This window comes from Streptomyces sp. URMC 124 (assembly GCF_051386455.1).
In the GTDB taxonomy this organism is placed as follows: Bacteria; Actinomycetota; Actinomycetes; order Streptomycetales; family Streptomycetaceae; genus Streptomyces.
This window is the reverse complement of sequence record NZ_JBPQTS010000184.1, coordinates 1-13,164: the sequence shown is the minus strand read 5'-3', so window position 1 is coordinate 13,164 and position 13,164 is coordinate 1. Positions and strand designations below refer to the sequence as shown.

Sequence of the window (13,164 nt, the reverse complement as noted above, 5' to 3'; positions counted from 1 at the left end):
GCGCGCAGCCGCGCACCCCGCCCGGCAGCGGCGTGCAGCCCGGCCCGCACGCACTCGCCGCCGCCCGCGCGGCCCGGCGCGGACACCGCCGAGGTGGCGCGGGACTGGGACGTCCCCAGCCTCGACTCGCTCCGGAAGGGCCCGCAGTCATGAAGCGCCAGATCTTCACCGCCGAGCACGAAGCCTTCCGCGAGACGGTACGCACCTTCCTCACCAAGGAGGTCGCCCCGCACTACGAGCAGTGGGAGCGCGACGGCATCGTCTCGCGCGAGGCCTGGCGGGCGGCCGGACGCCAGGGCCTGCTCGGGCTCGCCGTCCCCGAGGAGTACGGCGGCGGGGGCACCGGCGACTTCCGCTACAGCGCCGTGCTCACCGAGGAGTTCACCCGCGCGGGAGCCGCCGGCCTCGCGATCGGGCTGCACAACGACATCGTCGGACCGTATCTGACGGGCCTCGCCACCGAGGAGCAGAAGCGGCGCTGGCTGCCCGGCTTCTGCACCGGCGAGATCATCACCGCCGTCGCGATGACGGAGCCGGGCGCCGGCTCCGACCTGCAGGGCATCCGCACCGCCGCCGAGGACCGCGGCGACCACTGGCTGCTCAACGGCTCCAAGACCTTCATCTCCAACGGCATCCTCGCCGACCTCGTGGTCGTCGTCGCGCGCACGACGCCCGAGGGCGGGGCCAAGGGCCTGAGCCTGCTCGTCGTCGAGCGCGGCATGGCCGGCTTCGAGCGCGGCCGCAACCTCGACAAGATCGGCCAGAAGGCGCAGGACACCGCCGAGCTGTTCTTCCACGACGTGCGTGTGCCCAAGGAGAACCTGCTGGGCGAGCTCAACGGCGGCTTCGTCCACCTGATGACCAACCTCGCCCAGGAGCGGATGAACATCGCCGTCGCCGGGATCGCCGCCGCCGAGCACCTGCTGGAGCTCACCACGGGCTACGTCAAGGAGCGCGAGGCCTTCGGCCGCCCGCTCGCCAAGCTGCAGCACGTCCGCTTCGAGATCGCCGAGATGGCCACCGAGTGCGCCGTCACCCGCACCTTCCTGGACCGCTGCATCGCCGAGCACTCCGCGGGCGCGCTCGACGCCGTGCACGCCTCCATGGCCAAGTGGTGGGCGACCGAGCTGCAAAAGCGCGTCGCCGACCGCTGCCTGCAACTGCACGGCGGGTACGGATACATGACGGAGTACCGGGTCGCCAAGGCCTTCACCGACGGCCGGATCCAGACGATCTACGGCGGCACCACCGAGATCATGAAGGAGATCATCGGCCGCTCCCTGCTCTCCTGATCCGCCAAAGTCCCGGCGGCGATCCACCGACCAGCGTCCCCCGCCCCCGCCCCGAAAGGCCCACGACCTTGAGCAGCACCGAAGCGTACGTCTACGACGCGATCCGCACCCCGCGCGGCCGCGGCAAGGCAAACGGCGCCCTGCACGGCACCAAGCCCGTCGACCTCGTCGTCGGCCTGATCCACGAGCTGCGCCGCCGCCTGCCCGGCCTGGACCCGGCCGCCATCGACGACATCGTGCTCGGCGTCGTGAGCCCCCTGGGCGACCAGGGCTCCGACATCGCCCGGATCGCGGCCGTCGCCGCCGGACTGCCCGACACCGTCGCCGGCGTCCAGGAGAACCGCTTCTGTGCCTCGGGCCTGGAGGCCGTCAACCTCGCCGCGGCCAAGGTCCGCTCCGGCTGGGAGGACCTCGTCCTCGCGGGCGGCGTGGAGTCGATGTCGCGGGTGCCGATGGGCTCCGACGGCGGCGCCTGGTTCAACGACCCCATGACCAACCTCGACGTCAACTTCGTGCCCCAGGGCATCGGCGCCGACCTGATCGCGACCCTCGGCGGCTTCACCCGGCAGGACGTGGACGCCTTCGCCGCCCGCTCGCAGGAGAACGCCGCCGCCGCGTGGAAGGACGGCCGCTTCGAGCGCTCCGTGATCCCCGTGCGCGACCGCAACGGCCTCGTCGTCCTCGACCGGGACGAGCACCCCCGCCCCGGCACCACCGTCGAGACCCTCGCCCGGCTCAAGCCCTCCTTCGCCACGATCGGCGAAGCGGGCGGCTTCGACGCCGTCGCCCTGCAGCAGTACCACTGGGTCGAGAAGATCGACCACGTCCACCACGCGGGCAACTCCTCCGGCATCGTCGACGGCGCCTCCCTCGTCGCGATCGGCAACCGCGAGACCGGCGAGCGCTACGGCCTCGCGCCCCGGGCCCGCATCGTCTCCGCCGCCGTCTCGGGCTCCGACCCCACCATCATGCTCACCGGCCCCGCCCCCGCCTCCCGCAAGGCGCTCGCCAAGGCCGGCCTGACCATCGACGACATCGACCTGATCGAGGTCAACGAGGCCTTCTCGGCCGTGGTGCTGCACTTCGCCCGCGAGATGGGCATCGGCCTCGACAAGATCAACGTCAATGGCGGCGCCATCGCCCTCGGCCACCCGCTCGGCGCCACCGGCGCCATGCTGCTGGGCACCGTCATCGACGAACTCGAACGCCAGGACAAGCAGTACGGCCTGGTCACCCTGTGCGTGGGCGGCGGCATGGGCGTCGCCACCGTCGTCGAGCGCGTGTAGTCCCCGGCGGCCCGTCACCCCGGGCCCGCACCGCCCCTTCCCCCCCCCGTCCGGCGACCGAGGACGAACCCGCAATGGAGAGCATCGAGATGAGCGAGCGCAACACCATCCGCTGGGAGCGGAGCGACGACGGCATCGTCACCCTCGTCCTGGACGACCCCGACCAGTCGGCCAACACCATGAACACCGCCTTCAAGGCGTCCCTCACGGCGGTCGCCGACCGCCTGGAGGCGGAGTTCCGGGCGGAACCGGCATCGGTGCGCGGCGTCGTCCTCACCTCCGCGAAGAAGACCTTCTTCGCCGGCGGCGACCTGCGCGAGCTGATCGCCGCGACCCCCGCCGACGCCGCACGCGTCCTCGACGGGAGCATGACGATCAAGCGCGACCTGCGCCGGATCGAGACCCTCGGCGTGCCCGTCGTCGCCGCCGTCAACGGCGCGGCCCTCGGCGGCGGTTACGAGATCGCGCTCGCCTGTCACCACCGCATCGCCCTCGACGCCCCCGGCTCGAAGATCGGCCTCCCGGAGGTCACCCTCGGCCTCCTCCCCGGAGGCGGCGGCGTCACCCGCACCGTACGCCTCCTCGGCATCACCGACGCACTGCTGAAGGTGCTGCTGCAGGGCACCCAGTACACCCCGCGCCGCGCCCTGGAGGCCGGTCTCGTCCACGAGCTGGCGGCCGACGCCGACGAGATGCTCGCCAAGGCCCGCGCGTTCATCGACGCCAACCCCGCCGCCCAGCAGCCCTGGGACGCCGAGGGCTACCGGATCCCCGGCGGCACCCCGGCCAGCCCGCGCTTCGCCGCGAACCTCCCGGCCTTCCCCGCCAACCTCAGGAAGCAGCTCGGCGGCGCCCCCTACCCGGCCCCGCGCAACATCCTCGCGGCCGCCGTCGAGGGCTCCCAGGTCGACTTCGAGACCGCGCAGCTCATCGAGGCGCGCTACTTCACCGAGCTGGTGACCGGCCAGACGTCGAAGAACATGATCCAGGCGTTCTTCTTCGACCTCCAGGCCGTCAACTCCGGCGCCAGCCGCCCGCGGGACATCGCCCCCCGCCAGGTGCGCAAGGTCGCCGTCCTCGGCGCCGGCATGATGGGCGCCGGCATCGCCTACGCCTGCGCCAAGGCGGGCATCGAGGTCGTCCTGAAGGACGTCTCCGACGAGGCCGCCCGCAAGGGCAAGGCCTACTCCGAGGGCCTGCTGGCCAAGGCGCTCGCCCGGGGCCGCACCACCGAGGCCGGCCGGGAGGAGCTGCTCGCCCGGATCACCCCCACCGCCGACGTGGCGGACCTCGCCGGCTGCGACGCCGTCATCGAGGCGGTCTTCGAGGACCCGGCCCTCAAGCACAAGGTCTTCCAGGAGATCCAGCACGTCGTCGCGCCGGACGCCCTGCTGTGCTCCAACACCTCCACCCTGCCCATCACCCTCCTCGCCGAGGGCGTCGAGCGGCCCGTGGACTTCGTCGGCCTGCACTTCTTCTCGCCCGTCGACAAGATGCCGCTCGTGGAGATCATCAAGGGTGAGCGCACCGGCGACGAGGCGCTGGCCCGCGCGTTCGACCTGGTCCGGCAGATCCGCAAGACGCCCATCGTGGTCAACGACTCGCGCGGCTTCTTCACCTCGCGCGTCATCGGCCGCTTCATCAACGAGGGCGTGGCGATGATCGGCGAGGGCGTCGACCCGGCCTCGGTCGAGCAGGCCGCCGCGCAGGCCGGCTACCCCGCCAAGGTCCTCTCCCTGATGGACGAGCTGACCCTCACCCTGCCCCGGAAGATCCGCGAGGAGGCCCGGCGGGCGGCCGAGGCGGCCGGCGAGACCTGGACGCCGCACCCGGCGGACGCGGTCCTGGACCGCATGGTCGAGGAGTTCGGACGCACCGGCCGCAGCGGCGGCGCAGGCTTCTACGAGTACGCTGACGGCAAGCGCGCGGGGCTGTGGCCGGGGCTGCGCGAGCACTTCGCGAAGAAGGACGCGGACGTCCCCTTCGCGGACATGAAGGAGCGCATGCTGTTCTCCGAGGCGCTGGACACCGTCCGCTGCCTGGAGGAAGGCGTCCTGACCTCCGTCGCCGACGCCAACATCGGCTCGATCCTCGGCATCGGCTTCCCCGGCTGGACGGGCGGGGCGCTGCAGTACATCAACGGCTACGAGGGCGGCCTGCCGGGCTTCGTGACCCGCGCGCGGGAGCTGGCGGCGGCGTACGGCGAGCGGTTCGAGCCGTCGGCTCTGCTGGTGGAGAAGGCGGAGGCGGGAGGCCGCTTCTAGCGGCGGCGACAGACCGAACGGCGAGGTTCAGGCGCCGCGCGCAGCGTCCTCGTACGCTGCGCGCAGCTCCTCGTTCAGCGAGCGCTGGAACGCCGTCACCAGCGCCTGGACGACGAGCGGCTGCATGTGGGCGGACAGCGACTTCATCGCCGCGACGTCCGGCGTCTGCGCCTCCACCTCGTCGCGGAAGAGCCGTGAAAGCTCCCGCGCGGTGGCGCGGGCGTGCTCCACGAGCACCGTGCGGGCGGCCAGGATGGTCTCCGGCGCGATCGGCACGTCCAGCAGCCGGACGCCCAGGTGCAGCAGACCCGGGTCGACGAGGTACGAGCCGGCGGTCCCGCCCCGCTGGAGGGCGTTCAGCGCGGCGAGCCGGTCGACGTCCTCCTCGGTCAGGGGCCGGCCCGCCCGCCGCTCCAGCTCCTCCCGGGTGGTCTCCTCGGCCCCGTCGGGCGTCCAGGAGGCCACGAGGGCGCGGTGGATGGCCAGGTCCTGGGGGCTGAGGCCGTCGGGGAGCCGGTTCAGATAGCGCTCGATGGCGGCGAGGGTGAGGCCCTGGTGCTGGAGTTCTTCGATGAGGGCGAGGCGCGCGAGGTGGCCGGGCCCGTAGCGCCCGACGCGGCGCGGGCCGATCTCGGGCGGGGGCAGCAGCCCCCGGGTGCCGTAGAAGCGGACGGTGCGGACGGTCACCCCGGCCCGGGCGGCCAGTTCGTCCACCGTCAGGGTCGCTTCCCCGGTCTCCGTCTCCTCGGCCATGGGCGGCACCTCGCTCTCTGTTCCGCACCCGTCGGTGTCGAACAGTATTGCTGTGCCACCAGTGCTGTGAAACCGGAAGACGCCCCCCCCCCGCCTCACGGGCGCGGGGCGGGCGGGTGCGGTCAGTGCCGGTGGGCGCGCTCCGCGTCCTGGATCTTCTTCCAGGACTTGGGCGCGGTGACGCCGGCCTTCAGCGACTTCTTCGCCCCGGCGGGAGCGGTGCCGGCCGGAGCCGGCAGCGTGCCCGGCTTCGACGGCTGGAACAGCCAGGTGTCGAAGAGCGGGGCGAGCTTCTTGCCGGAGACCTTCTCGGCGAACTTCACGAAGTCCTGCACCGAGGCGTTGCCGTAGCGGTTCTCGGTCGTCCACTGCTTGAGGACGGCGAAGAACGCCTTGTCGCCGACGGTGTTGCGCAGCGCCTGCAGGGCGACGGCGCCGCGGTTGTAGACGGCGCGGTCGAACTGGCGGTTCGCACCGGGGTCACCCGGCTTGACCTTCCAGAAGTCGTTGTCGGCCGGGACGCTGTCGTAGACGTACTGGGCGAGCTCCTGGGCGGTGCCCTCGCCCTCCTTCTCCGACCACAGCCACTGGGCGTAGGTGGCGAAGCCCTCGTTCACCCAGATGTCGCGCCAGTCCTTGACGGAGACGCTGTCACCGAACCACTGGTGGGCGAGCTCGTGCACCACCAGCGACTGGTTGGCGCCGCTCGAGAAGGACGACGGGCTGTAGAACGGCCGGGTCTGGGTCTCCAGCGCGTAGGACGACTTCACGTTCGGCACGTAGCCGCCGACGGCGTTGAAGGGGTACGGGCCGAAGACCGTGCTCGCCCAGTCGATGATCTCGGCGCTGCGCTCGATGCTCGCCTTGGCCGAGGGGAGGTTGTCGCCCAGGTCCTTGCTGTAGGCGTTGACGACCGGCAGGCCGCTCTCCGTCGTGCCGGTGGTGATGTCGAACTTGCCGACGGCCAGCGTCGTCAGGTAACTCGCCTGGGGCTTGGTGGAGCGCCAGTTGTAGCGCGTCCAGCCGAGCTTGGAGGACTGGGAGGCGAGCACGCCGTTGCTGATGGCCTGGACGTCGTCCGGCACGGAGACCGACACGTCGTAGGTGGCCTTGTCGGTGGGGTGGTCGTTGCTCGGGAACCACCAGGCCGCCGACTGCGGCTCCTGGGCCACGACCGCGCCGTCGGGGGTGCGCTTCCAGGCGGTGTAGCCGTCGATCTTCACGGTGGAGGGGGTGCCGCTGTAGCGCACGACGACGCTGACGGGCTTGCCCTGCTCCAGCGGGGCGGCCGGGGTGATCTCCAGCTCGTGGGCGCCCGACGGCTTGTGCGCGGCCTTCCTGCCGTTCACCAGGACCTCGCTCACGTCGAGCGTGAAGTCGAGGTTGAAGCGGGAGAGGGCCTGGGTGGGGGTGGCGAGCAGCGTCGCCGTGCCCTCCAGCCGGTCCGTCTTCGGCTGGTACTTCAGCCGCAGGTCGTAGTGGGAGACGTCGTACCCGCCGTTGCCGTCTTCCGGGTAGTACGAGTCTCCGGCGCCCGGGGCGCCGGGTGTGGCGTCCGCCGCCGACGCCGGGACCGCGAGCAGCAGGAAGGCGGCAGCGGCCGTGCTCGGAACGATGAGTCTGTGACGACGCACGAGTCACTCCAACTCGTAGAGGAGAACGATCACTCGGAAGCCTATGTACTCACCACGGAGGGGTGCGTGTCCATGGGGCCTCCCGACATGTGATCGACATGCGCGCGTCATGCGGAGGGACGGCCGTCAACTCCTGAAGCTGCCGTGACCCCTTCTGTTCCGCACCCCGGCGGCGTTACCGTCCGCCCGTGATCAGACGCACGCGGGACGCCCGCAGACCCTGGACTTCACTCGTACTGGCGGCAGTTGCCGCCCTCGTGGCGGTGCTCGCCTCGCCGCCCGGCGCCGCGCAGGCCGCCCCGCCGCGCGGCAAGGAGAGCACCCCGGTCTACTCGTACGACCGCGCCATACGCGAATCCGTCTGGGTGGACACCCGGGTGGACGCCGACGGGGACGGCAGGTCCGACCGGGTCGCCGTCGACGTCATCCGCCCCCGGGAAGCCGCCGAACAGGGCAGACGGGTCCCGGTCGTCATGGACGCGAGCCCGTACTACTCGTGCTGCGGCCGCGGCAACGAGAGCCAGAAGAAGACCTACGACGCGCAGGGCAGGCCCGTCGGCTTCCCGCTGTACTACGACAACTACTTCGTACCGCGCGGCTACGCCGTCGTGCTCGTGGACCTCGCCGGGACCAACCGCTCCGACGGCTGCGTCGACATCGGCGGCCGCTCCGACGTCCAGTCGGCCAAGGCCGTCGTCGACTGGCTGAACGGCCGGGCCCGCGGGTACGCCACCCGCGGCGGGCGCGCCCCCGTCACGGCCGGCTGGACGACCGGGGCCGTCGGCATGATCGGCAAGAGCTACGACGGGACGATCGCCAACGCCGTCGCCGCGACCGGCGTCGAAGGCCTGAAGACCATCGTCCCCATCGGCGCCATCAGCTCCTGGTACGACTACTACTTCGCCCAGGGCGCCGCCCTCTACGACGGCGGCCCCGACGGCCTCTCCGACGCCATCGAGAGCCCCGGGGCCCGCGGCCGCTGCCAGGCCGTACAGCGCGAGCTCGTCGAGGGCGCCCCGCGCAACGGCGACCGGACCGCCCTGTGGGAGGCCCGCGACTACGTCAAGGACGCCGGAAACGTGCGCGCCAGCGTCTTCGCCGTCCACGGCATGCAGGACCTCAATGTACGGAGCAAGCACTTCGGCCAGTGGTGGGACGCCCTCGCCGGGAACGGTGTCGAGCGCAAGGTCTGGCTCTCCCAGGCCGGCCACGTCGACCCCTTCGACTTCCGCCGCGAGGCCTGGGTGCCCACCCTGCACCGCTGGTTCGACCACTACCTCCTCGGCTACGACAACGGCGTCGAGCGCGAGCCCATGGCCGACGTCGAGCGCGCCCCCGACCAGTGGTCCACCGACCGCGTCTGGCCGCCGCGCGACACCCGCGCGACCACCCTGCGCCCCGCCGCCGGCCCCGTCGCGGGCGTCGGCACCCTCGGCCTGAAGCCCGCGCCGCAAGGCGCCACCGCCGAGTTCACCGACGACCCGAAGCTCAGCGAGAGCGACTGGTCGGCGAGCATCGACCGGTCCACCCCCGGCAAGGCCGGCTTCGTCACCCCGCCCCTCAGCCGCGACCTGCGGCTCTCCGGCTCCTCGTCCGTGCGCCTGACGGTCACCCCGTCCACCGCCTCGGCCCACCTGTCCGCCGTCCTCGTGGACCTCGGTCCCGCCGAGATCCGCGACTACGCGGCCCGGGGCGAAGGCATCCGCACCCTCGACGAGCGCACCTGCTGGGGCAGCGGCAACGCCGGCGACAGCGCCTGCTACAAGCGCACCGAGGCGGCGAAGGCGAAGGTCGGCCACACCGTCTTCAGCCGCGGCTGGGCCGACCTCGGCCACTGGGACGGCACCGGCAAGGGCGCCCCGCTGACCCCCGGCAAGCCGTACGCCATCACCCTCGGCCTGGCCGCCACCGACCACGTCGTCCCGGCGGGCCACCGCCTTGCCCTGATCGTCGCCGGCACCGACGCCGGCCTCATCGAACCCGCCTCCACCACCCCGCACGTCACGGTGGACCTCCGCCGCACCTCCGCGACCCTGCCCCTGGTGGGCGGCTACGCGGCCTACGCCCGCGCAACGTCCGGCACGCCCCGCACGAAGCCCACGGACCCCCGCGGGCTGAGGGTGCCGTCGCCGGTGCACGTGCCGTAGCCCCGGCGGCCCCGGGCCGGGGCGCCGCGAAGCGTCCCGGCCAGGCAGGGCCCCCGGAAACCCGGTACGGCTGCCCCCACCGTTCCGGTTAGAGTCGACGCGTTATGAGTGCCACTCTCGTCGCCAAAAGTCTCGCCGCCGGACACGGCGACCGCACCCTCTTCTCCGGGCTCGACCTCGTCGTCGCGCCCGGGGACGTCATCGGCCTGGTCGGTGCCAACGGGGCCGGGAAGTCCACCCTGCTGCGGCTGCTCGCCGGGCTGGACGTGCCCGAGGAGGGCGGCCTCTCCCTCAGTCCGCCGACCGCCACCGTCGGGCACCTGCCGCAGGAGCCCGAGCGGCGGCCGGGGGAGACCGTGCGGGCCTTCCTCGCCCGCCGGACCGGGGTGGCCCGGGCGCAGGCCGAGCTCGACGCCGCCACGCAGGCCCTCGTCGACGGCGCGCCCGGCGCCGACGACGCCTACGCCACCGGGCTCGACCGCTGGCTCGGCCTCGGCGGGGCCGACCTGGACGAGCGCGCCGAGGAGGTCGTTGCCTCGCTGGGGCTCTCCGTCGGCCTCGACCGGCCCATGACCAGCCTCTCCGGCGGCCAGGCCGCCCGCGCGGGGCTCGCCTCGCTGCTGCTGAGCCGCTACGACGTCTTCCTCCTGGACGAGCCCACCAACGACCTCGACCTCGACGGGCTCGCCCGCCTGGAGTCCTTCGTCACCGGGCTGCGCGCCGGCACGGTCGTGGTCAGCCACGACCGCGAGTTCCTCACCCGCACGGTGACCAAGGTCCTCGAGCTCGACCTCGCCCAGCAGCAGATCCGCCTCTACGGCGGTGGCTACGCCGCCTACCTCGAGGAGCGCGAGACCGCCCGCCGGCACGCCCGCGAGGCCTACGAGGAGTACGCCGACACGCGCGCCGGGCTGGAGGACCGCGCCCGCACCCAGCGCAACTGGATGGAGAAGGGCGTCAAGAACGCCCGCCGCAAGGCCGGCGACAACGACAAGATCGGCCGTAAGTTCCGCACCGAGTCCACCGAGAAGCAGGCCGCCAAGGCCCGGCAGACCGAGCGGCTCATCGAGCGGCTGGAGGTCGTCGAGGAGCCCCGCAAGGAGTGGGAGCTGCGCATGGAGATCGCGGCGGCGCCGCGCTCCGGCGCGGTCGTGGCCACGCTGCGCGGCGCCGAGGTGCGCCGGGGGTCCTTCACCTTCGGCCCCGCCGACCTGCAGATCGACTGGGCCGACCGGATCGCCGTCACCGGAGCCAACGGCTCCGGCAAGTCCACGCTGCTCGCCGCCCTGCTCGGCCGGCTGCCGCTGGACGCCGGGCACGCGGCGCTCGGCCCGGGCGTCGTCGTCGGCGAGGTCGACCAGGCGCGGGCCCTGTTCTTCGGCACGGAGACGCTGCTGGAGGCCTTCGGCGCGGCCGTCCCCGACCTCGCGCCCGCCGACGTCCGCACGCTGCTCGCCAAGTTCGGACTCAAGGCCGACCACGTGCTGCGCCCGGCCGTCACCCTCTCGCCCGGCGAGCGGACGCGCTCGGCGCTGGCCCTGCTGCAGGCGCGCGGGGTGAATCTGCTCGTCCTGGACGAGCCGACCAACCACCTGGACCTGCCGGCGATCGAGCAGCTGGAGTCGGCGCTGGAGTCGTACACGGGCACGCTGCTGCTGGTCACGCACGACCGCCGGATGCTGGACGCGGTCCGCACGACCCGCCGCATCGAGGTCTCCGAAGGCCGCCTCACGGAGCACTGACGCCCGCCCAGCGGTGCCCCGGCGCTACGGCGGGGCGCCGCGCGCTACGGCTGCGGTGCCCACCCGTAGGCCCGGGGGCCCGCCGCAGCCGCGGGCCGCGAACGCCGGTGCCGCATCGTGCTGCGGACCGGTCCGGCACCGCCGGTCCCCCACGTCGTGGTCGCGCGCCGCGGCGGCGGAGAACCAAGCGCCTGCGGCGCGGGAAGAGAACCGCCGCAACGGCGCACTGCCGCGACGGTGCGGGGCCGGCGGAACGGGTGGCCGCCGGGCCCCTCACCCCTTATACGTCGTGGCGCGCCCCGCGCTAGCGGAGCCCCGCCCTGCGCAGGGCCTCCGCCATCGCGTCGTTCACCGGCGCCGTCTGCCCGCGCTCGCGGGAGCCGCCGCGACGCTGCTGCGGAGCACTCGCACCCGCACCCCGGCGTCCCGAGCCGCGCTCGGCCCCCTTCTCGGGGCGCGGACGGCCCCCGCCCGCCGGGGCGGAGCCCTTGCCGCCCCCGCCGGACGGCGCGGCCGCGTCGTCGTCCAGCCGCAGCGTCAGCGAGATCCGCTTGCGCGGGATGTCGACGTCCATGACCTTGACCCGCACGATGTCGCCGGGCTTGACCACGTCCCGCGGGTCCTTCACGAACGTGCGCGACATGGCCGACACGTGCACCAGGCCGTCCTGGTGGACGCCCACGTCCACGAACGCCCCGAACGCGGCGACGTTGGTGACGACGCCCTCCAGGATCATCCCCGGCTCCAGGTCGCCGATCTTCTCGACGCCCTCCTTGAAGCTCGCCGTCTTGAAGGCGGGACGCGGGTCGCGGCCGGGCTTCTCCAGCTCGCGCAGGATGTCGGTGACCGTCGGCAGGCCGAAGGTGTCGTCGACGAACGCGTCCGGGCGCAGGGAGCGCAGCACGGAGGTGTTGCCGATGAGGGAGGCGACCTCGCCACCGGTCGACTTCACCATCTTCCGCACCACCGGATAGGCCTCGGGGTGCACGCTGGAGGCGTCCAGCGGGTCGTCCCCGCCGCGGATGCGCAGGAAGCCGGCGCACTGCTCGTAGGCCTTCGGGCCGAGCCGGGCCACGTCCTTCAGCGCCCGGCGGGAGCGGAAGGGACCGTGGGAGTCGCGGTGGGCGACGATGTTCTCGGCGAGGCCGGAGCTGATGCCGGAGACGCGCGCGAGCAGCGGCGCGGACGCGGTGTTCACGTCGACGCCGACGCCGTTGACGCAGTCCTCCACGACGGCGTCGAGCGAGCGGGAGAGCTTCACCTCGGACAGGTCGTGCTGGTACTGGCCGACGCCGATCGACTTCGGGTCGATCTTGACGAGCTCGGCGAGCGGGTCCTGCAGGCGCCGGGCGATCGAGACCGCGCCGCGCAGCGAGACGTCCAGCCCGGGCAGCTCCTGGGAGGCGAACGCGGAGGCGGAGTAGACCGAGGCGCCGGCCTCGGAGACCATCACCTTCGTGAGCTCCAGCTCGGGGTGACGGGCGATCAGGTCGGTCGCCAGGCGGTCCGTCTCGCGCGAGGCCGTGCCGTTGCCGATGGCGACGAGCTCCACGCCGTGCTCCCGGGCGAGCCGGGCCAGCGTGGCGAGCGAGGCGTCCCACTTGTTCTGCGGGACGTGCGGGTAGATGGTCTCGGTGGCCGCGACCTTGCCGGTGGCGTCCACGACGGCGACCTTCACGCCCGTGCGGAAGCCGGGGTCGAGTCCCATCGTGGCGCGCGTGCCGGCCGGGGCGGCGAGCAGCAGGTCGCGCAGGTTCGCCGCGAAGACGCGGACCGCCTCGTCCTCGGCGGCCTGGCGCAGCCGCAGCCGCAGGTCGATGCCGAGGTGGACGAGGACGCGCGTGCGCCAGGCCCACCGCACCGTCTCGCCCAGCCACTTGTCCGCCGGCCGGCCGCGGTCCGCGATGCCGAAGCGCTGCGCGATCATCTGCTCGTACGAGCTCGGGCCCGCGGCCGCCCGGTCCGCCTCGTCCGCCGGCTCCAGCGTGAGGTCGAGGACCTCCTCCTTCTCGCCGCGCAGCATCGCCAGCACCCGGTGCGAGGGCA

Annotated in this window: 8 protein-coding genes; 5 read left to right on the top strand and 3 right to left on the bottom strand. The window is 73.1% G+C overall.

The genetic code is table 11. From position 1 onward, the window contains the following. Positions 1-149 precede the first annotated feature (149 nt). The 3 genes from ACSNOG_RS28555 (at position 150) to ACSNOG_RS28545 (ending at position 4,842) form a co-directional block, all read left to right on the top strand. Positions 150-1,292, top strand: a complete 1,143-nt coding sequence (locus ACSNOG_RS28555) for an acyl-CoA dehydrogenase family protein (protein WP_436755592.1) — start codon at positions 150-152, stop codon at positions 1,290-1,292. A gap of 68 nt (positions 1,293-1,360) precedes the next feature. Continuing rightward, positions 1,361-2,578, top strand: a complete 1,218-nt coding sequence (locus ACSNOG_RS28550) for an acetyl-CoA C-acetyltransferase (RefSeq protein ID WP_436755591.1) — start codon at positions 1,361-1,363, stop codon at positions 2,576-2,578. Between the two features lie 89 nt (positions 2,579-2,667). Further along, positions 2,668-4,842, top strand: a complete 2,175-nt coding sequence (locus tag ACSNOG_RS28545) for a 3-hydroxyacyl-CoA dehydrogenase NAD-binding domain-containing protein (RefSeq protein WP_436755593.1) — start codon at positions 2,668-2,670, stop codon at positions 4,840-4,842. Positions 4,843-4,869: 27 nt separating this feature from the next. On the opposite strand, the gene ACSNOG_RS28540 is transcribed toward ACSNOG_RS28545, so the two are convergent. Both ACSNOG_RS28540 and ACSNOG_RS28535 read right to left on the bottom strand, forming a co-directional pair. Further along, positions 4,870-5,595 carry a MerR family transcriptional regulator gene (locus tag ACSNOG_RS28540; RefSeq protein ID WP_436755590.1) on the bottom strand — a complete coding sequence of 242 codons (726 nt, stop codon included), beginning with the start codon at positions 5,593-5,595 and terminating at the stop codon, positions 4,870-4,872. Between the two features lie 122 nt (positions 5,596-5,717). Next, the gene (locus tag ACSNOG_RS28535; protein WP_436755589.1) at positions 5,718-7,229 is read right to left on the bottom strand and encodes a M1 family metallopeptidase; all 1,512 of its coding nucleotides are present in this window, start codon (positions 7,227-7,229) and stop codon (positions 5,718-5,720) included. 188 nt (positions 7,230-7,417) lie between these two features. Between ACSNOG_RS28535 and ACSNOG_RS28530 the strand changes: the two genes are divergently transcribed. Next, positions 7,418-9,376 (top strand): Xaa-Pro dipeptidyl-peptidase, encoded by a 1,959-nt coding sequence (locus ACSNOG_RS28530; RefSeq protein ID WP_436755588.1) that lies wholly within the window; start codon positions 7,418-7,420, stop codon positions 9,374-9,376. Between the two features lie 104 nt (positions 9,377-9,480). Then, positions 9,481-11,118, top strand: a complete 1,638-nt coding sequence (locus tag ACSNOG_RS28525; protein WP_436755587.1) for an ABC-F family ATP-binding cassette domain-containing protein — start codon at positions 9,481-9,483, stop codon at positions 11,116-11,118. A 304-nt stretch (positions 11,119-11,422) separates the two neighbouring features. On the opposite strand, the gene ACSNOG_RS28520 is transcribed toward ACSNOG_RS28525, so the two are convergent. Beyond that, on the bottom strand, positions 11,423-13,164 hold a 1,742-nt coding region (locus tag ACSNOG_RS28520; protein WP_436755586.1), incomplete at its 5' end, for a helix-hairpin-helix domain-containing protein.